Origin of the sequence: Streptomyces mutabilis, assembly GCF_046628145.1 — a bacterium.
Lineage (GTDB): Bacteria > Actinomycetota > Actinomycetes > Streptomycetales > Streptomycetaceae > Streptomyces > Streptomyces mutabilis.
The window spans coordinates 7,253,080-7,270,705 of the sequence record NZ_CP176874.1 but is presented as its reverse complement, the minus strand read 5'-3'; the positions used below and the strand labels follow the sequence as shown (position 1 = coordinate 7,270,705).

The 17,626-nt window shown below is 73.2% G+C and carries 15 protein-coding genes and 2 pseudogenes; 13 read left to right on the top strand and 4 right to left on the bottom strand.

Annotated features, from left to right (window positions below; translation table 11 throughout):
• Nucleotides 1-89 precede the first annotated feature (89 nt).
• From ACLIN4_RS32615 to ACLIN4_RS32600, 4 genes are all read left to right on the top strand, one after another.
• Nucleotides 90-248, top strand: a complete 159-nt coding sequence (locus ACLIN4_RS32615) for a hypothetical protein (RefSeq protein ID WP_179342463.1) — start codon at nt 90-92, stop codon at nt 246-248.
• Nucleotides 235-1,605, top strand: coding sequence for an amidase (locus tag ACLIN4_RS32610; RefSeq protein WP_289910096.1), 1,371 nt, complete (start codon nt 235-237; stop codon nt 1,603-1,605). Before ACLIN4_RS32615 ends, ACLIN4_RS32610 begins: the two co-directional genes overlap by 14 nt.
• Before the next feature lie 28 nt (nt 1,606-1,633).
• On the top strand, nt 1,634-2,197 hold the full coding sequence (locus tag ACLIN4_RS32605; RefSeq protein ID WP_100047047.1) for a TetR/AcrR family transcriptional regulator: 564 nt from the start codon (nt 1,634-1,636) through the stop codon (nt 2,195-2,197).
• A 143-nt stretch (nt 2,198-2,340) separates the two neighbouring features.
• Nucleotides 2,341-2,799 (top strand): hypothetical protein, encoded by a 459-nt coding sequence (locus ACLIN4_RS32600; protein WP_289910098.1) that lies wholly within the window; start codon nt 2,341-2,343, stop codon nt 2,797-2,799.
• 21 nt (nt 2,800-2,820) lie between these two features.
• Here the strand turns inward: ACLIN4_RS32600 and ACLIN4_RS32595 are convergent, their stop codons facing one another.
• Both ACLIN4_RS32595 and ACLIN4_RS32590 read right to left on the bottom strand, forming a co-directional pair.
• The gene (locus ACLIN4_RS32595; protein ID WP_289910099.1) at nt 2,821-5,196 is read right to left on the bottom strand and encodes a glycoside hydrolase family 65 protein; all 2,376 of its coding nucleotides are present in this window, start codon (nt 5,194-5,196) and stop codon (nt 2,821-2,823) included.
• The gene (locus tag ACLIN4_RS32590; RefSeq protein ID WP_381912694.1) at nt 5,193-7,583 is read right to left on the bottom strand and encodes a phosphoketolase; all 2,391 of its coding nucleotides are present in this window, start codon (nt 7,581-7,583) and stop codon (nt 5,193-5,195) included. Before ACLIN4_RS32590 ends, ACLIN4_RS32595 begins: the two co-directional genes overlap by 4 nt.
• A gap of 375 nt (nt 7,584-7,958) precedes the next feature.
• Here ACLIN4_RS32590 and ACLIN4_RS32585 point away from each other — a divergent pair, with 375 nt between their 5' ends.
• A complete protein-coding gene (locus tag ACLIN4_RS32585; RefSeq protein WP_107477953.1) occupies nt 7,959-9,341 on the top strand; it encodes an MBL fold metallo-hydrolase in 1,383 nt (460 codons plus the stop codon).
• Nucleotides 9,338-10,081 carry a sulfite exporter TauE/SafE family protein gene (locus tag ACLIN4_RS32580; protein ID WP_307651679.1) on the top strand — a complete coding sequence of 248 codons (744 nt, stop codon included), beginning with the start codon at nt 9,338-9,340 and terminating at the stop codon, nt 10,079-10,081. The genes ACLIN4_RS32585 and ACLIN4_RS32580 overlap by 4 nt, the downstream gene beginning before the upstream one ends.
• Nucleotides 10,082-10,121: 40 nt before the next feature.
• Here the strand turns inward: ACLIN4_RS32580 and ACLIN4_RS32575 are convergent, their stop codons facing one another.
• Entirely contained in the window at nt 10,122-10,400 is a 279-nt protein-coding gene (locus tag ACLIN4_RS32575; protein ID WP_043384109.1) for a metal-sensitive transcriptional regulator, read from the bottom strand.
• Nucleotides 10,401-10,479: 79 nt separating this feature from the next.
• Between ACLIN4_RS32575 and ACLIN4_RS32570 the strand changes: the two genes are divergently transcribed.
• The 3 genes from ACLIN4_RS32570 to ACLIN4_RS32560 all read left to right on the top strand — a co-directional run bounded on the left by ACLIN4_RS32570 (nt 10,480) and on the right by ACLIN4_RS32560 (nt 13,482).
• Nucleotides 10,480-11,064, top strand: coding sequence for a rhodanese-like domain-containing protein (locus tag ACLIN4_RS32570; protein WP_107479778.1), 585 nt, complete (start codon nt 10,480-10,482; stop codon nt 11,062-11,064).
• An 87-nt stretch (nt 11,065-11,151) separates the two neighbouring features.
• On the top strand, nt 11,152-11,775 hold the full coding sequence (locus tag ACLIN4_RS32565; RefSeq protein ID WP_100048684.1) for a TetR/AcrR family transcriptional regulator: 624 nt from the start codon (nt 11,152-11,154) through the stop codon (nt 11,773-11,775).
• Nucleotides 11,776-11,901: 126 nt separating this feature from the next.
• Nucleotides 11,902-13,482 (top strand): MDR family MFS transporter, encoded by a 1,581-nt coding sequence (locus ACLIN4_RS32560; protein WP_179342706.1) that lies wholly within the window; start codon nt 11,902-11,904, stop codon nt 13,480-13,482.
• Between the two features lie 174 nt (nt 13,483-13,656).
• On the opposite strand, the gene ACLIN4_RS32555 is transcribed toward ACLIN4_RS32560, so the two are convergent.
• The gene (locus ACLIN4_RS32555; RefSeq protein WP_290012115.1) at nt 13,657-14,169 is read right to left on the bottom strand and encodes a GNAT family N-acetyltransferase; all 513 of its coding nucleotides are present in this window, start codon (nt 14,167-14,169) and stop codon (nt 13,657-13,659) included.
• 732 nt (nt 14,170-14,901) lie between these two features.
• Between ACLIN4_RS32555 and ACLIN4_RS32550 the strand changes: the two are divergent.
• The 4 genes and pseudogenes from ACLIN4_RS32550 to ACLIN4_RS32535 all read left to right on the top strand — a co-directional run.
• Nucleotides 14,902-15,006 (top strand): annotated as a pseudogene (locus ACLIN4_RS32550) (RNA polymerase subunit sigma); the annotation flags it as partial.
• A 1-nt stretch (nt 15,007) separates the two neighbouring features.
• Nucleotides 15,008-15,115 (top strand): annotated as a pseudogene (locus tag ACLIN4_RS32545) (anti-sigma factor); the annotation flags it as partial.
• A 309-nt stretch (nt 15,116-15,424) separates the two neighbouring features.
• The gene (locus ACLIN4_RS32540) at nt 15,425-17,059 is read left to right on the top strand and encodes an ABC-F family ATP-binding cassette domain-containing protein (protein ID WP_411576499.1); all 1,635 of its coding nucleotides are present in this window, start codon (nt 15,425-15,427) and stop codon (nt 17,057-17,059) included.
• 105 nt (nt 17,060-17,164) lie between these two features.
• A complete protein-coding gene (locus tag ACLIN4_RS32535; protein WP_100048679.1) occupies nt 17,165-17,617 on the top strand; it encodes a flavodoxin family protein in 453 nt (150 codons plus the stop codon).
• Nucleotides 17,618-17,626: the final 9 nt, after the last annotated feature.

Genomic DNA, 17,626 nt, shown 5'->3' with positions numbered 1-17,626 from the left:
GCTATTGGTTTGCGTTTGGACACCGTAGGCCCTATGGTCCTCTAACGCAAACGATTAGCGTTAAGTGAGTGCGAGAAGGAAGGGATCCCATGCCCAGCCCTGAAGAGGACCGCACAGCCGTGGTGGCGGCGACCGCCCGGCACATCCACACCGTCGTCTCGGTGCTGCGGGAGCTGGACCTCGGCGACACGCCCCCCGCCGCGGCCTTCCGCGCCGACGAGGAGGGGGTGCGCGGTGCGGCCGTATGAGTTGTCCCTGGCCGCTGCCGCCGACGCGATCCGCGACCGGCGGCTCTCCCCGGTCGACCTGGTGGACTCGGTGCTGGAACGCGCCCGGGAGGTGCAGCCGGGGCTGGGCGCGTACGTGACGATCACGGCGGACCGGGCCCGCGCCGCGGCGCGCGCGGCCGAGCGGGAGGTGGCGAGCGGCCGTGTCCGCGGGCCGCTGCACGGTGTCCCGATGGGGCTGAAGGACCTGATCGACGTGGCCGGTACGGCGACCACCGCGAGTTCCCGGGTCCGCGCCGGCCACCGCGCGCAGGCCGACAGCACGGTCGCCGCGCGACTGGCGGCGGCCGGTGCGGTGCTGGCCGGCAAGACCCACACCCACGAGTTCGCCTACGGCCTGACCACGCCCCAGACGCGCAACGCCCGGGACCGGGCCCGGATCGCGGGCGGCTCCAGCGGCGGCTCCGCCGTCGCCGTGGCGGCGGGCGCGGCCACCTTCGCGCTCGGCACCGACACCGGCGGATCGATCCGTGTGCCCGCCGCGCTGAACGGCGTCGTCGGCCTCAAGCCGACCTACGGCCTCGTCCCCCGCCACGGGGTGACGTCCCTGTCGTGGTCGCTGGACCACGTGGGCCCGATCACCCGCACCGTCGAGGACGCCGCGCTGGTGCTGGCCGCCGTGGCGGGCCACGATCCACGCGATCCCGCCTCGACGCCCGCCCCCGTGACCGGCCACCGGCGGCCCGCGCGGGACGGCGACCTGACCGGGCTGCGCGTCGGCGTGCCGAGCACCTACTACTTCGACCACGTCGACCCGGAGGTCGAGACCGCCGTCCGGCGCGCGGTCCGGCGTCTGGCGGAGCTCGGCGCCCGTCTCGTCGACGTGGAGATCCCGATGGCACGCTACGTGCAGGCGATCCAGTGGGGCCTGATGGTGCCCGAGGCCAGCGCCTACCACGAGCGGACCCTGCGCACCGCCGCCGACCTGTACGAGGACGACGTCCGCGTACTGCTGGAGGCCGGGGAGCTGATGTCCGCCGGGGACCACCTGCGGGCCCAGCGGGCGCGGACGCTGATGCGGCGGGAGTGGGCGCGCATGCTCCGGCAGGTCGACGTCGTCGTCGCACCGACCGTGCCGCTCACCGCGGTACCGGCCGGACAGGCGTCCGTGTCCTGGCCCGACGGCACGGTGGAGGCCGTCTCGGACGCCTACGTCCGGCTCTCCGCGCCGGCCAACATCACCGGCGTCCCCGCGCTGACCGTGCCGGTGGGCCCCGACCGGGCGGGACTGCCGATCGGCATGCAGGTGCTGGGGCGCCCGTTCGACGAGGCCACCGTGGTGCGGGTGGGCCACGCCTACGAACGGAGCACCGCTTGACGCAAGGACTTTGCTTTAAGGTGTGGGCATGAGTCCCCGACCTATGGTCCGCCCCGGCGGGCGCAGTGCCCGGGTCCAGGAGTCGGTGCACACCGCCGTACGCGAGCTCACCGCCGAGGTGGGCCGCGACGCGCTGACGGTGCCACTGGTCGCCGCCCGCGCCGGGGTCACCCCGTCGACGGTCTACCGCCGTTGGGGCGACCTCCAGGAGTTGCTGTCGGACGTGGCCGTCGAACGGCTGCGCCCCGACACCGCCCCCGAGGACCACGGCGGCCTGCGCGCCGACCTGACGGCCTGGGCCGAGCAGTTCCTCGACGAGATGGCCTCTCCCCCGGGCCGCGCCTACATCCGTGACGCCCTGCTGGGTGACCCGGACGGCACCAACGCGGGCCAGTGCTCGGCCTACGCCGCCGAGCAGATCGACGTGGTCCTCGCCCGCGCGGCCGGCCGCGGGGAGGCGGTGCCCGACACGGAGGCGGTGATGGACCGCGTCGTCGCGCCCGTCATGTACCGCATCCTGTTCCGTCCCGACGGGCTCGACGCCGGGTACGCGCGCCGTCTGGTGGCCGGGCTGCTGGACGCGTCCGGCTGACACCGGCCGACGCGCCGCGGGCCGGGGGCGCTGCTCCGTACGAGTGGTGCGTTCGTGGAGGCGGTCGTACGGTCAAGTACGGGGAACCGAGCGGAGACAAAGTGACCCCGATACGGCCGGGAGCAGACATGGGCAGGAACCCTATGAGGGCAGCGATCACGCTCTGTGCCGCCGCCGCGCTCGCAGTACCCATGGGCACGGCCTACGCGGCACCGCCGGCGCAGCACACGGCCACCGACCGGGCGGCGCACAGCCGGCAGACGCAGGACCCGGTGCTGATCGACTGCGCCTCCCAGCCCCAGGTGCGGCCCGAGGCGTTCGTCCTCGCCTGCGGTGACGGCAACAGCAGGCTGGTCTCCATGCAGTGGCTGCGCTGGGACGCGAACGCGGCCGTGGGCCGGGGCACCAACGCCGTCAACGACTGCGAACCCTACTGCGCCGCGGGCACGTTCCGCTCCTATCCGGTGACGGTCCGCCTCGACCAGCCGCGGGCCTCGGAGGACGACCCGGGTGAGCGGCACTACACCCGGATGACCCTCACCTACACCGACGGCAGGCCGGACGGGTTCCCGCGCACGGTGAGCTACCCCCTGTCCGGCTGACGGGGCCCGCGGCCCCGCCGGTCAGTCCGGGAGCGCCAGCCGGCAGGTGTCGCCGGGCTCGAGCCGCACCTCGCGGTCCGGCAGCCGGACGTCGATGGGCAGCGGTCCGGAGGCGGGCACGGCGATCTCCAGCCGGCCCTGCTCCAGCCGGAACCGCACGCCCCAGTGGCCCTGGTAGCGGACGGAGAACCCGTACGAGGACAGCGCCGGCAGCGGGACCGGGTCCAGCCACAGGGCGCCCGAGCGGGTCTCCAGTCCGGTCAGGCCCCGCTGGACCAGGTCGAGCGTGCCCGCCATGGCGCCGAGGTGGATGCCCTCACCGGTGGTGCCGCCCTGGAGGTCGGCGACGTCGCCCTTCAGGGCCTCCTGGCAGTAGGTCCAGGCCTCGGCGCGGCGGGCCCGGGCGAGGATCCAGCCGTGCACCAGGCCGCTGAGGGTGGAGCCGTGGCTGGTGCGGGCCAGGTAGTAGTCGACGGTGCGCTGCCAGGTCTCGTCGTCCAGGCGGTACCCCAGCCGTTCGAAGAGCGAGCGGAGTTCGGCCGGGGAGAACAGGTAGCCCAGCATCAGTACGTCGGCCTGCTTGGACGCCTGGTAGTTGTTGACGCTGTCGCCCTCGGCCTCCAGGACGCGGTCGAGACGCCGGATGTCGCCGTACCGCTCCCGGTAGCCCGCCCAGTCCAGTTCGGTGAGGTCGCCGTACCCCTCGAACTGGCTGACGACGCCCTCGTGGAAGGGGACGTGGAGGGTGCGGGAGACGCTCTCCCACTGTTCGAGTTCGCCGTCGTCCAGGGCGGTGCGCTCGACCAGTTCGCGGCGGCGGGGTTCGGGCAGGTCGCGCAGCACCTCCAGGGTGCGGGCGAGGACCCAGGCCGCGGTGACGTTGGTGTACGCGTTGTCGTCGAGGCCCGGCCGGTCGGCGCCCGGGTACGCCTCGTGGTACTCGTCGGGGCCGACGACGCCCCGGATGCGGTGCCGTCCGGTCTGCTCGTCCCAGGTGGCGGAGTCGGCCCAGAAGCGCGCGATCTGGAGCAGCATCTCGGCGCCCTTGGTGTGCAGGAACTCGGCGTCACCGCTGGCCTCGCAGTACTGCCAGACGTTGTACGCGATCGCCGAGCCCACGTGGTGCTGGAGGTGCGAGTGGTCCGGCAGCCAACGGCCCGAGTGCGGGTTCAGGTGGAGCTGCTGGGTCTCCTCGCGCCCGTCGCTGCCGCTCTGCCACGGGTACAGCGCGCCGCGCCGGCCGGTCGCGCGGGCCGCGGCGCGGGCCCGTTCCAGGCGGCGGTGCCGGTAGTGCAGCAGGGACCGGGACACCTCCGGGAAGTGCAGGTTGAGGTAGGGCAGGACGAACAGTTCGTCCCAGAAGACGTGTCCGCGGTAGGCCTCCCCGTGCAGCCCGCGCGCCGGTACGCCGACGTCCAGGTCGGCGGTGTGCGGGGAGAGGGTCTGCAGCACGTGGAAGAGGTGCAGGCGCAGGATGCTGCCCGCCTCGCCGGGGACGTCGAGCTCGGCCCGGCGCCACAGCTGGCCCCAGGCGGTCCGGTGGGACGTCAGCAGGTCGTCGAAGCCAGGGGCGGCGGCCACCCGGTCGATCGCGGCCTGGAGGGGGTCGCTGATCGCCGGGTCGCGTGAGGTGTGCAGGGCGACGACCTTGTCGACGGTGACGGTGCGGCCCGGCCGGGCGCGCAGGGTCGTGTGCTGGGTGACCCGCAGGTGCTCCCGGGCCGGGGTGACGGTCGCGCCGGCCGTCGTGCGGGCCGCCAGCCCGATCCGGATGTCCGAGGTGCGGGTGCGGCAGCGCAGCCACACCGAGGCGTCGTCGGTGACGCCGGTGTGCACGTGGGTCAGGTGCCGGCCGTCCAGGTCCCGGTAGCGCGGCACCCCGGCGTTGGTGACACCGCCGTCGAGGGCAGACTCCACTTCCAGGTCCACCGCACCGGCGTCCACGGTGAACTCCGTGCGCAGCGCGGCCAGGTGCGGGTCGGCCATGTGCACCAGGCGAAGCTGACGTACCGTCAGCACGCGCCCCTCGCCGATGCCGAAGTGGGTGAGGCGTTCCAGCACCCCCGAGTCCAGGTGCACGGTCTGCCGGTGGTCGAGCACCTCGGCGGTGTCCGGCGTGAGCCAGTCCCCTCCGGCGGTCCGGAAGCGCAGCGGCAGCCAGTTGGGGAGGTTGACCATGTCCTCGTTCTCGACCTCGCGTCCCGAGACGGCGGAGGTGAGCCGGTTGTAGCAGCCGGCCACGTAGGTGCCCGGGTAGTGCACGTCGTCCGCGACGCACTCGGGGAGCGCGCCGCGGGTGGCGAAGTAGCCGTTGCCGAGCGTGCACAGCGACTCCCGCAGCCGCTCCTCGGCCGGGTCGTAGTGGTCGTAGTCCCAGGTCGAGGGCGTCGCGGTCACGGTGAGCCGTCCCAGGTCCAGTCGGCGACCTCGGGCATGTCCACTCCGTGCTCGCGGATCCAGTCGTGGTGGCGCAGCCTGATGTCCTCCATCCGCTGCCGTACGGCCGCCGCGCGTACCGCCAGGCCGGGGACGCGGTCGATGACGTCCATGACGAGGCGGTAGCGGTCCAGGTCGTTGCCGACCACCATGTCGAAGGGCGTGGTGGTGGTCCCGATCTCCTTGTAGCCGCGCACGTGCAGGTGGGCGTGGCCGGTGCGCCGGTAGGCGAGCCGGTGGATCAGCCAGGGATACCCGTGGTAGGCGAAGATGACCGGCTTGTCGGCGGTGAACAGGCCGTCGTACTCGAAGTCGCTCATGCCGTGCGGGTGTTCGCCGCTGGGCAGCAGCCGGGCGATGTCCACGACGTTGACCACGCGCACGGCGAGGTCGGGCAGGTGCTCCCTCAGGAGCTGCGCGGCGGCCAGTACCTCCTGGGTGGGGACGTCACCGGCGCAGGCGAGCACCACGTCCGGTTCGCGGCTGCCGTCCTCGGTGCCGGCCCAGTCCCAGATGCCGGCGCCGCGCGCGCAGTGCACCCGGGCCTCTTCCATGGACAGCCAGTCGAAGCAGGGTTGCTTGCCGGCGACGATCACGTTGACGTAGTCGCGGCTGCGCAGGGCGTGGTCGGCGACGGAGAGCAGGGTGTTGGCGTCCGGCGGCAGGTAGACCCGTACGGCCTCGGGACTCTTGTTGAGGATGTGGTCGACGAAGCCGGGGTCCTGGTGGGAGAAGCCGTTGTGGTCCTGGCGCCACACGTGGGAGGTGAGCAGGTAGTTGAGGGAGGCGACGGGTGCGCGCCAGGGCAGGCGGCGGGTCACGCGCAGCCATTTGACGTGCTGGTTGACCATCGAGTCGACGATGTGGACGAAGGCCTCGTAGCAGGAGAACAGTCCGTGCCGGCCGGTGAGGAGGTAGCCCTCCAGCCAGCCCTGGCAGGTGTGTTCGGACAGGATCTCCATGACGCGTCCGTGCCGGTCGAGGTCCTCGTCGACGGGCAGGGTCCGTTCCTGCCAGGCCTTGCCGCTGGCGCCGTAGACGGCCTGGAGGCGGTTGGAGGCGGTCTCGTCGGGGCCGACGAGGCGGAAGTCGCGCCGGTCGGCGGTGGCGGCCATGACGTCCCGCAGCAGGTCGCCGAGGACCCGGGTGGGCTCGTGCACGGTCGCGCCGGGTTCGTCGACGGGGACGGCGTACTTCTCCAGCGGGGGCATGGGCAGCTCGCGCAGGAGGAGACCGCCGTTGGCGAAGGGGGTGGCGCCGAGGCGGCGGTGGCCCTCGGGGACGGCGGCGAGGACGGCGGGGCGGGGCGCTCCGGTGTCGTCGAAGAGTTCCTCGGGCCGGTAGGAGCGCAGCCACCGCTCCAGCTGACGCAGGTGGTCGGGGTCAGTGCGTACGGCGGACAGGGGGACCTGGTGTGCGCGCCAGGTGTTCTCCACGGGCAGGCCGTCGACCTCGGCCGGTCCGGTCCAGCCCTTGGGGGTGCGCAGCACGATCATCGGCCAGCGCGGGCGGCTCGTCGCGCCGTCCTCACGGGCGGCGCGCTGGATCGCGGCGACGCGGTCGAGGGCGGTGTCCATGGCGTGGGCCATCGTGCGGTGGACGGCGGCCGGGTCGTCGCCGGTGACGTGGATCGGGTCGTGGCCGTAACCGCGCAGGAGGTCGTCCAGCTCGGCCTCGGGGAGGCGGGCGAGCACCGTGGGGTTGGCGATCTTGTAGCCGTTGAGGTGCAGGATCGGCAGGACCGCGCCGTCGTTGACCGGGTCGAGGAACTTGTTGGAGTGCCAGGACGTCGCCAGCGGCCCCGTCTCCGCCTCGCCGTCGCCGATCACGCAGGCGACCACGAGTCCGGGGTGGTCGAAGGCGGCACCGTAGGCGTGCGAGAGCGCGTAGCCGAGCTCGCCGCCCTCGTGGATGGAGCCCGGCGTCTCGGGGGCGACGTGGCTGGGCACGCCGCCGGGGAACGAGAACTGCTTGAACAGCCGGGCCATGCCGGTGGCGTCCCGGGTGATGTCCGGATAGGTCTCGGTGTAGGAGCCCTCCAGCCACGCGTTGGCCAGAACGGCGGGGCCGCCGTGCCCGGGTCCCCAGACGCAGAGCGCGTCGAGGTCGCGGGCCTTGATCACCCGGTTGAGGTGGGTGTGGACCAGGTTGAGGCCGGGTGAGGTGCCCCAGTGGCCGAGCAGGCGCGGCTTGACGTGCTCGGGACTCAGTGGCTCGGTGAGCAGGGGATTGGCCATGAGGTAGATCTGACCGACGGAGAGGTAGTTCGCGGCGCGCCAGTGGGCGTCCAGGCCGGCCAGCTCCTCGTCCGTGAGCCCGGAGGGCGCCTGCTGCGTGTCGACGGACATCGGGGGTCCTTTCCGTGTCGGGACAGCGGTCGGGCCGCGCGGGCACGGAGGTGCCCGTGCACATCCCAACCCTGCGCAGACCGGTCGGGTACCCGACAGGACCGTTCGGGTCACGTCGGTCACCGGACGGGGCCGACAGGAAGATGGCACGGCCGCCACCGGCGCCGACCCCGGTGCCGACCGTGCTGATGCACCGTGTACCCCAACTTCCTGCGGACACGCAGGAGTTGCACAAGCCCTGCACCGGCCGTGGCCGCCGCCACGCGGAGGCCCGGGCGGAGACGCCGTCGGCACCCTCCATTCGATACCCCCCTGGGTATATCTGTTACGGTGGCAATGGATACCCCAGGGGGTAATTGGGAAGGAGTCTGTGCCGTGTTCTTTGTCGACGTCCTCGAGACCGAGGGGCTGGGCAACCGCAGCTACCTGGCGGGCGGTGCCCGCGCGGCCGTGGCCGTGGACCCACCGCGGGACATCGACCGGGTCATCGCCGAGGCCGCGCGGCGCGGGGTGCGGATCGCCGCCGTCGCCGAGACCCACGTCCACAACGACTACGTCACCGGCGGCCTGGAGCTCGCCCGCCTCACCGGCGCGCGCTACCTGGTGCCGGCCGGGGCGGAGGTGGCGTACGCGCGGGTGGCGGTGGCCGACGGGGACGTGGAGCCGGTCGACGAGGGCCTGGAGCTGCGCGCGGTGGCCACGCCCGGTCACACCCCGCACCACACCTCGTACGTCCTCGAGGAGTCGGGCCGGGCGGTGGCCGCCTTCACCGGTGGCTCGCTGCTGATCGGCGGCGTGGGCCGGCCGGACCTGGTCGAGCCCCGGCTGACCGAGGAACTGGCCCGCGCGCAGCACGCCTCCGCGCACCGCCTCGCGGACCGGCTGGACGACGAGGTGGCCGTGTTGCCGACGCACGGATTCGGCAGCTTCTGCTCCTCCTCCCGGGCCGGCGGCGAGCACAGCACCATCGGCGCCGAGAAGGCGGCCAACCCGGCACTCGCGCAGGACGTGGAGACCTTCGTGGCGGAGTTGCTGGCGTCACTGGACGACGTGCCCGCCTACTACGCGCACATGGCTCCGGCGAACGCGGACGGGCCCGCCCCCGTGGACCTGACCGAGCCCCGCCGTGCCGACGCGGACGAGATCGCCCGGCGGCTGGCCGCCGGTGAGTGGGTCGTGGACCTGCGCAGCCGGGTGGCCTTCGCCGCCGGCCACGTGGCCGGGTCGTTCAACTTCGAGGTCGACGGACAGCTCGCGACCTATCTGGCGTGGATGATCCCGTGGGGCAAGCCGGTGACGCTGCTCGCGGGGAGCGCCGCGGAGGTCGCCCGCGCCCAGCGGGAGCTGGCCCGGGTGGGCATCGACCGGCCCGCCGCGGCGGCGGTCGGCTCCCCGGCCGACTGGGTCGTGGACGGCGCCCGGCCGGCCTCGTTCCGGCGGGCGACGTTCGCCGAGCTGGCCGCGGCACGGCACGAGGGTGCCGACGTGGTGGTGGTCGACGTGCGCCGGGACAGCGAGCGGGCGAACGGCTGGGTCGAGGGCAGCGTGCACATTCCCGTCCACGAGATACACCGGCGCCTGGCCGAGGTCCCGCCGGGCACGGTGTGGGTGCACTGCGCGGGCGGCATGCGCGCGGCCGTCGCCGCGTCGGTCCTGGACGCCGCGGGCCGTGAGGTGGTCGCGGTCGACGACGGCTTCGCGGCGGCGGCCGACGCCGGTCTTCCGCTGGCCACGCCGTCGGACGGCCGCGCCGCATGACCGCGCTCGTCCTCGCCCTGGCGGCCGGTGCCGTGGCCGGCCTGTCCCTGGGCGCGCTGGGGGCGGGCGGCAGCATCCTCACCGTCCCCGCGCTGATCTACCTGCTGGGCTTCACCCCGGCCGCGGCGACCACCGCGAGCCTGGTCGTCGTGATCGTCTCGTCGGTCACCGCACTGGTCGCCCACGCACGGGGCGGCGCGGTGCGCTGGCGGGCCGGGCTGGCGTTCGCCGCAGCGGGTGTGCTGCCCGCCGCGGCGGCCGGCGCGCTGTCCGCGCAGATCCCCGAGACGGTACTGACGCTGGCCTTCGCGGCGCTGGCCGCACTGGCCGGACTGCACATGCTGCGCCGCCGCGCACCCCGCGAGGGCGGACCCGTGTCGGGCGTCCGCGCGGCGGGGGCCGGCGCCGGGCTGGGAGCGGTGACCGGGTTCCTCGGGGTCGGCGGCGGTTTCCTGGCGGTACCCGCGCTGGTGACGGTGCTGGCCGTGCCGATGGGCGCGGCGGTGGGCACGAGCCTGCTGGTCGTGACGGCCAACGCGCTGGTGGCCCTGGCGGCCCGGGCGTACTCGGCCGTACACCTGGATCTCAGGCTGCTCCTGCCGTTCCTGGCGACGGCCGTCCTGGGCGCGTGGGACGGGAGGCGGCTGGCCGCCAAGGTGTCCGAGGGGACGCTGCGGCGCGTGTTCGGCGCCGTACTGCTCGCCGTCGCCCTGGCGATGTGCGTCACCGCGGCGCCGTGACCGGCCCGGCGGGCCCGGCCGGTCAGGCCGGTCAGGCCGGTCAGGCCAGGGAGAGGAACAGCTTCTCCAGGCGGGCCCGCATCTGGGCCGAGTCCCGCATCTCGGGGTCGTCACCGGTCATGCACTGCTGCAGCCCCGTGGCGATGATCGAGAATCCGGCCCGGTCCAGGGCACGGGAGACGGCGGCGAGCTGGGTGACCACGTCCTCGCAGTCGCGCCCCTCCTCGATCATCCGGATGACTCCCGCGAGCTGCCCCTGGGCGCGCCGCAGCCGGTTGAGCGCCGACTTCAGCTCGTCGGCCGACATGTCGAGTTCCACGCTTCCTCCTCCACCGGGCCCCATATACCCCCGCGGGTATCGTACCGCGAGGGCGTACACAACGAGAAAGGCTTCAGCCATGACCACCCGTACCGCACCGACCACCGCCCTGACCCCGGAGCAGGCCGCGCACCGCCTGGACGAGTTCACCGTCGTCGACGTCCGCTCCCCCGGCGAGTACGCCGGCGGCCACCTGCCCGGCGCGCACAACGTGCCGCTGGACCGGCTGGACGAGGCCGCCGACGCGCTGACGGCCGCCGCCGCGCGCGGGCCGCTGCTGCTCGTGTGCGCCACCGGGAACCGGTCCGCGCAGGGCTGCGCCCGGCTGACGGCGCGAGGCGTCGAGGCGGCCACCCTCGAAGGCGGCACGAGCGCCTGGGCGGCGGCGGGCCACTCGGTGGAGCGCCCGGCCGGCGCCCGTACGCCGTGGCCGATGGACCGGCAGGTGCGCCTCGCCGCCGGCTCGCTCGTCGCCCTGGGGTTCCTGGCGGGCCGCGCCTGGCGTCCCGCCCACTGGCTGTCCGGCGCGGTCGGCGCGGGCCTGGTGTTCTCCGGGGTGACCGGCACCTGCGGCATGGCGACAGTCCTGGCTCGGCTGCCGCACAACCGGGCCGCCGGGAGCGCCACCCCGTTCGAGGAGACGCTTACGCGGCTGGCCGGCTGAGCCGAACCACCTCACGACGGCGGGCGCCGACCCCTTCGAGGGCCGGCGCCCGCCGTCAATTTTGCATGCCGTGCATCTTTGCATACTATGCAACTTATGACGGAGAAGGGTGCCGCGGGGGGCGGTCTGCGGGAGCGGAAGAAGCGGGCCACGCGTGCCGCTCTCGCCGAGGCCGCGGTACGGCTCGCCGCCGAGCACGGGGCGGAGAAGGTCACCGTGGAGGCGATCAGCGCCGCGGCCGGAGTCTCGGTGCGCACCTTCTTCAACTACTTCGACACGCGGGACGACGCCTTCGTCGTCATCGACGCGGACGCGGGCGCCCGCATGCGGCGCGCCGTGCTCGACGCACCGGCGGGCCTGTCCCCGCTGGAGGTCCTGCGCGGGGCCATGGCTGCTGAGCTCGCCGAGGCGGAGCAGCAGCACGAGCTGTGGCGGCTGCACGCCGAGGTGCTGCACGCCTCACCGCACCTGCTGGCGCGGGGCGTCGGGGCGCACATGGCGGCCGAGGCCGAGCTGGCCGAAGCGATCGCCGAGCGCCTCGGCGACGCGGGCGGCGGCATCTACCCGCGGCTGCTGGCCGCGGTGGCCGGCACCGCGGTGCGCACCAGCATGGACCACTGGTCGGCCCACCAGGAGGAAGCCGCGTTCCTCGACGTCTTCCACGAGGTGTTCTCCCTCCTGGCCGCCGGTCTCCCGGCCCCCGCCGCGTAACCGCCCCGCACCACAGCCTCCGCACCACCTCCAGCGCGCCGGGCGCCGGCGCGAATTCGTCAGTCCACCACCGAAAGAGATGCCGTGACCGCAGCTCAGGCGCCCGCCGACGCGCCTCCGACCTCCATGGATCAACGCCAGATACTCCAGGCCATGTCCGGCCTGATGGCCGGCATGTTCGTCGCCATCCTGGCGGGCACCGTCGTCTCCAACGCGCTGCCGACGATCATCGCCGACCTGGGCGCCAGCCAGTCCTCCTACACCTGGGTCGTCACCGCCGAACTGCTGGCGATGACCGCCACCGTGCCCCTGTGGGGCAAGCTCTCCGACCTCTTCAACAAGAAACTGCTGCTCCAGCTCTCGCTGCTGATGTTCGTGATCGGTTCGCTGCTGGCGGGCTTCTCGCACGACACGACGCTGCTGATCTTCAGCCGGGTCGTCCAGGGCATCGGCGCGGGCGGCCTGACCGCCCTCGCGCAGGTCGTCATGGCCGCCATCATCCCGCCCCGGGAACTGGGCAAGTACTCCGGCATCTTCGGTGCCGTCTTCGCCGTCGGCACCGTGGCCGGGCCGCTGATCGGCGGCGTGCTGGTCGACACCGACTGGCTGGGCTGGCGCTGGTGCTTCTTCATCGGCGTGCCGTTCGCGCTGCTGGCGATCTTCCTGTTGCAGCGGACGCTGAAGCTGCCCACCGTGAAGCGCGAGGTGAAGATCGACTGGCTCGGCGCCTTCCTGATCGTCGCCGGCGTCTGCGCGCTCCTCATCTGGGTCTCCCTGGCCGGCAACCAGTTCGACTGGGCGTCCTGGCAGACCGCCGCACTCGTCATCGGCGGTGTGGTGCTGCTGGGCCTGGCGGTCCTCGTCGAGGCCCGCACCGCCGAGCCGGTGATCCCGCTCGACATCTTCAAGAACCGCACGGTCACCCTGACCACGGTCGCCAGCCTCCTGGTCGGTGTCGCCATGTTCGGCGGGACCGTCTTCCTCTCGCAGTACTTCCAGGTGTCCCTGGGCAAGTCGCCGACCGTCGCCGGTCTGATGAGCCTGCCGATGATCCTGGGCCTGCTGGTGTCGTCCACCGTCGCCGGGCAGCTCATCAGCCGGACCGGCAAGTGGAAGAGCTACCTGGTGGCGGGCGCGGTCATCATGACCGCCGGCCTCGCGATGCTCTCCCTGATCGACGCCGACACCCACTTCGGACTGCTCAGCGTCTACATGGCCGTCCTCGGTATCGGCGTCGGCATGCTGATGCAGAACCTGGTGCTCGCCGCGCAGAACGACGTCCCTGCGGCCGAGCTGGGCGCCGCGACCTCCGTGCTGTCCTTCTTCCGCAGCATGGGCGGCACGATCGGCACCAGCGTCCTGGGCGCGATCCTCGCCAACCGGGTCGCCAGCGAGATGACCAAGGGCCTGGAGAAGGCGGGCGCCACCGGTGCCGCCGAGGGCGGCTCGGGCGGCGGCCACGGGGCCGTCCCCGACATGAGCACGCTGCCCGCCCCGATGCGGGAGATCGTGCAGCACGCCTACGGCGTCGCCACCGCCGACCTGTTCCTCGTGGCCACCCCGTTCGCGCTGCTGGCGCTGGTCGCCGTGGTCTTCATCAAGGAGAAGCCGCTGAAGACCACCAGCGGCATGGAGCGCCTCGCCGAGGAGGCCGGCGAGGCCGCCGCCGCCCCGGCCGACAAGGGCCCGGCGGCGCCCGTCGCCTGAGGCACCCGGCACCCCGCACGGTGGGGCCGCCCGTCCGATCCGGACGGGCGGCCCCACTGTCGTGTCCGGCGATAACCCCGGGCCATCACGAGCGAACCGGCCTGGTGCTCCCCCGCCCCGTGGATCATGTGCGGGGACACCGCCGCCCGCCGGACGGAAAAGGCGCTCCTGCGGTCAGATGCCGAAGGGAGCCGCGTAACGGACGGTGCCGGCCGGCAGCGGGTGGGCGGCGTCCAGGGTGAGGGCCATGAGGGCCTCGTCGGGGACGTCGATGCTCAGGCCGATGCCGTGGGCGGAGGCGCGGCCGAAGCCGAACCGGGGGTAGTACTCCGGGTGTCCGAGCACGACGACGTGGTACTCGCCCATGCGGCCGGCCGCGGCGAGTGCCGCGCGGACGGCCGCGGCGCCGGCGCCGGTGCCCTGGTGGCCGGGGAGCACGGCGACGGGTGCCAGGCAGAGCGCCGGACTGTCGCCGATGTGGCACCGGGTCAGCAGGGCGTGGCCCACGGGGCGGTCGTCGTCGTCCACCGCGACGAGGGACAGGCCGCCGATCCATGCCTCGGGGTCGGCGCGCAGCGCGTCGACGAGGGCGGCCTCCTCCGGCGTGGGGAAGGCGGCGCGGACGATGTCACGGATGGCGGGGATGTCGGCGCCGGTCTCGGCGCGGGTGTTCCAGGTGTGCGACATGACGGGATGAGGTTCCGTTCCTGGGTTGCGTTCGTCTGGGTCAGGCCGTGGCCCGGGACGTGAGGGAGACCCGGGCGCCGCGAAGCGCGGCTTCGGACACGGTCATCGACCTCACCTCCCTGTCATCCCGATGCGGACTCGTCGAACGCGAACGGCCGCCAGTCTACCCGTGCGGCACCGGCGTCATCACCCGCCGGGGGTGGGACCGGTGTCGTACACGGGGACCTGGGACTGGATATCGAAGGTGACGGATCCGGCCTTCTCGAAGTTCAGGGTGATCTTCATGAAGTCGCCGCCGCGGACCACCTGACGTACGTCCCGCAGCAGCAGGTGGTTCTCGCGTTCTGGCCGGGCGCGTTTCAGTCCTGGAGCTCGAAACTGTCGTCCCCGCCGCAGCCGGTCAGGGCCAGGGCGGTCGCGGCCAGAACGGAGGCGGCCGCGGCCTGGGCGGCTCTCCCACGCGTGAGCACCATGGCACCTCCGGTACGGCGGTCGGCATCCGCGCCCGGGTTGCCCACGGGCCGGAGTGCGAACGGCCGGTGACGCGGCAGGCAGGAGGCCTCGCGCACCGTGGGATCGTGGGCGCCGGACGCGCCGTGCGGGACCGCCCGTGCGGCTTCGCGGCGTGGGGGGCCGCTCCGTCCGCCCGGCTCGCGACCAATCCATGGGCCGTGCGGCCTCGGATCACCCGGGGACATGCCCGCCCGTCGCAATTCTTTTGGAGACCCGCTCGTGAAGGAAGCCGTGCACATCGGCAGAAATTTATCGGCCCGACCTGATCTGCAACAGCTCATCCATGAGGTGGCCCTCGGAGATCAGGACTCCTTCGCCACGGTCTAAGGGCGCCGTGGACGGTGCGGCGGGGGTCGGGATCACCGTGGAGCCGGCCGGCGGGTCGGAACAGCCGACCTCCACACCGATCGCACTGATGAACCTGCCTGCCTGAGGCCGCGGGGCTCCCCGCGCCCGTTCCCCTCCGCTCGCCGAGGGCCGGGACGGGGAGCCCCGCGGGCTCGGTCGCCACCCGCCACCGCCGATCCTCGGCTGGTAGGCTGGTCAAGACGTTGATCGTGGATCGAGGAGTCCCAGACATGGTGGGTGACGACGACATCTCCGGGTGATACCCGGATCTGACCGGCCGCCGGTGCGCGCGCGAGAGCGCCGCCGCAGTGGCCTTCTCGTCGTTCCCTTTTCCCCTTCTGTCTGCCGGGCAGAGGCCTCTCCCTGCCCGCCCTCTCCTTCACGAGGTCGTGTCATGTCCGACGCCGCAATCCGCTGTTCGCGCCTCTCCTTCTCCTGGACCGACGGCACCCCCGTCTTCGAAGACCTGTCGTTCACCGTGGGCACCGGCCGTACGGGACTGGTCGCGCCGAACGGTGCCGGCAAGTCCACCCTGCTGAAACTGATCGCCGGGGAACTGCGGCCCGGCGCCGGGACCGTGTCCGTGACCGGCGATCTCGGCTACCTGCCGCAGAGCCTCCCCCTGACCGGCGACCTCACCGTGGCCGAGGTGCTGGGGGTCGCCGCGGTGATCCGGGCCATCGACGCGGTCGAGGGCGGGGACGTGGCAGAGGAACACTTCACCGTCATCGGCGACGACTGGGACATCGAGGAACGCACCCGCGCCCAGCTCGACCGCCTGGGCCTGGCCGGCCTCGCCCTGGACCGGCGGCTGGGCACGCTCAGCGGCGGTCAGGTCGTCTCCCTGGGGCTCGCCGCCCAGTTGCTGAAGCGCCCCGACGTACTGCTGCTCGACGAGCCCACCAACAACCTCGACCTGGACGCCCGCACCAAGCTCCACGACGTGCTGGCGGACTACAACGGCTGTCTGCTGCTGGTCAGCCACGACCGCGCGCTGCTCGACCGCATGGACCGCATCGCCGAACTCGGCCGTGGCGAACTGCGTCTCTACGGCGGCAACTTCACCGACTACCAAGAGGCCGTCCGCTCCGAACAGGAGGTCGCGGAGAAGAACGTCCGCAACGCGGAGCAAGAACTGAAGTGCGAGAAGCGGGAGATGCAGCAGGCCCGCGAGCGTGCCGAGCGCCGCGCGAGCAACGCCGCGCGCAATCTGAAGAACGCCGGTCTCCCCCGGATCTTCGCCGGCAACATGAAGCGCGGAGCGCAGGAGTCCGCGGGCCGGGCGGGCCAGACGCACGCCGGCCGGGTCGGCGAGGCCCGGGCCCGGCTGGACGAGGCGGAGCGGTCGCTGCGCGACGAACAGCGCATCGCCCTGGACCTTCCGGAGACCGATGTGCCCGCGGGACGGAACCTCTTCGTCGGCAGGCGGCTGCGGGTCCGGCTCGGTGAAGGGGACGTGTTCGGGGGCGCGGGCGTCGACCTGACCGTCCGCGGACCCGAGCGCATCGCGCTGACCGGCCCCAACGGCGCCGGCAAGAGCACGTTGCTGCGCCTGGTCAACGGCGATCTGGAGCCGGAGAGCGGTGAGGTCGGGCGGGCCGACGGGCGCATCGCCTACCTCTCCCAGCGGCTCGACCTGCTGGACGCGGACCGTACGGTCGCCGAGAACCTCGCCGCGTACGCCCCGCGGCGGCCCGAGGCCGAGCGGATGAACCTGCTCGCCCGTTTCCTCTTCCGGGGCGCCCGCGCCCATCTCCCGGTCGGCCTGCTCTCCGGCGGCGAGCGGCTGCGGGCCACGCTGGCCTGCGTCCTGTGCGCGGAGCCCGCGCCGCACCTGCTGCTCCTCGACGAGCCGACGAACAACCTGGACCTGGTCAGCGCGGGCCAGCTGGAGAGCGCCCTGAACTCCTACCGGGGTGCCTTCGTGGTGGTCAGCCACGACCAGCGGTTCCTGCACGAGATCGGCGTCGACCGGTGGCTGCGGCTGGCCGACGGGGAGCTGACGGAGACGGGGGCTCCCGAGGTGTGAGCCGGCGGAGGGGGCGAGCCGGCGGGGCTGTGACGCACGGCCGACCGCCGCTGCGCCGGGTGGCGTTCCTTGCCCCCGCGGGGCATCGGACGGCAGGCTTCGGGTGTGGCCACTTTGCTGATCGTGCATCACACGCCGTCGCCGAACTGTCAGGCGATGCTGGAGTCCGTCGTGTCCGGGGCGACCGCCCCGGAGATCGAGGGCGTACGGGTGGTCCGGCGCGCGGCGCTGGCGGCGACCGCGGTCGACGTGCTGGAAGCCGACGGGTACGTGCTGGGCACGCCGGCCAACCTGGGTTACATGTCCGGAGCGCTGAAGCACTTCTTCGACCAGGTCTACTACCCCTGCCTGGACGGGACGCGGGGCCGGCCGTTCGGCTACTACGTGCACGGCGGCAGCGACACCACCGGGGCGGTGCGCGGCATCGAGGCGGTCACCACGGGCCTCGGCTGGCAGCGCGCGGCGCCGGCGGTGACCGTGGCCGGCGAGCCCGGCAAGGCCGATCTGGAGGCCTGCTGGGAGCTGGGGGCCGCGCTCGCCGCCGGGTTGATGGACTGACCGACCGCG

Coding starts and splice junctions, on each gene's coding strand:
- ACLIN4_RS32605 (WP_100047047.1), top strand. CDS start 1,634: ATGAGTCCCCGACCTATGGTCCGCCCCGGCGGGCGCAGTGCCCGGGTC.
- ACLIN4_RS32540 (WP_411576499.1), top strand. CDS start 15,425: ATGTCCGACGCCGCAATCCGCTGTTCGCGCCTCTCCTTCTCCTGGACC.
- ACLIN4_RS32580 (WP_307651679.1), top strand. CDS start 9,338: ATGACCGCGCTCGTCCTCGCCCTGGCGGCCGGTGCCGTGGCCGGCCTG.
- ACLIN4_RS32565 (WP_100048684.1), top strand. CDS start 11,152: ATGCAACTTATGACGGAGAAGGGTGCCGCGGGGGGCGGTCTGCGGGAG.
- ACLIN4_RS32615 (WP_179342463.1), top strand. CDS start 90: ATGCCCAGCCCTGAAGAGGACCGCACAGCCGTGGTGGCGGCGACCGCC.
- ACLIN4_RS32560 (WP_179342706.1), top strand. CDS start 11,902: ATGGATCAACGCCAGATACTCCAGGCCATGTCCGGCCTGATGGCCGGC.
- ACLIN4_RS32570 (WP_107479778.1), top strand. CDS start 10,480: ATGACCACCCGTACCGCACCGACCACCGCCCTGACCCCGGAGCAGGCC.
- ACLIN4_RS32555 (WP_290012115.1), bottom strand. CDS start 14,169: ATGTCGCACACCTGGAACACCCGCGCCGAGACCGGCGCCGACATCCCC.
- ACLIN4_RS32590 (WP_381912694.1), bottom strand. CDS start 7,583: ATGTCCGTCGACACGCAGCAGGCGCCCTCCGGGCTCACGGACGAGGAG.
- ACLIN4_RS32600 (WP_289910098.1), top strand. CDS start 2,341: ATGAGGGCAGCGATCACGCTCTGTGCCGCCGCCGCGCTCGCAGTACCC.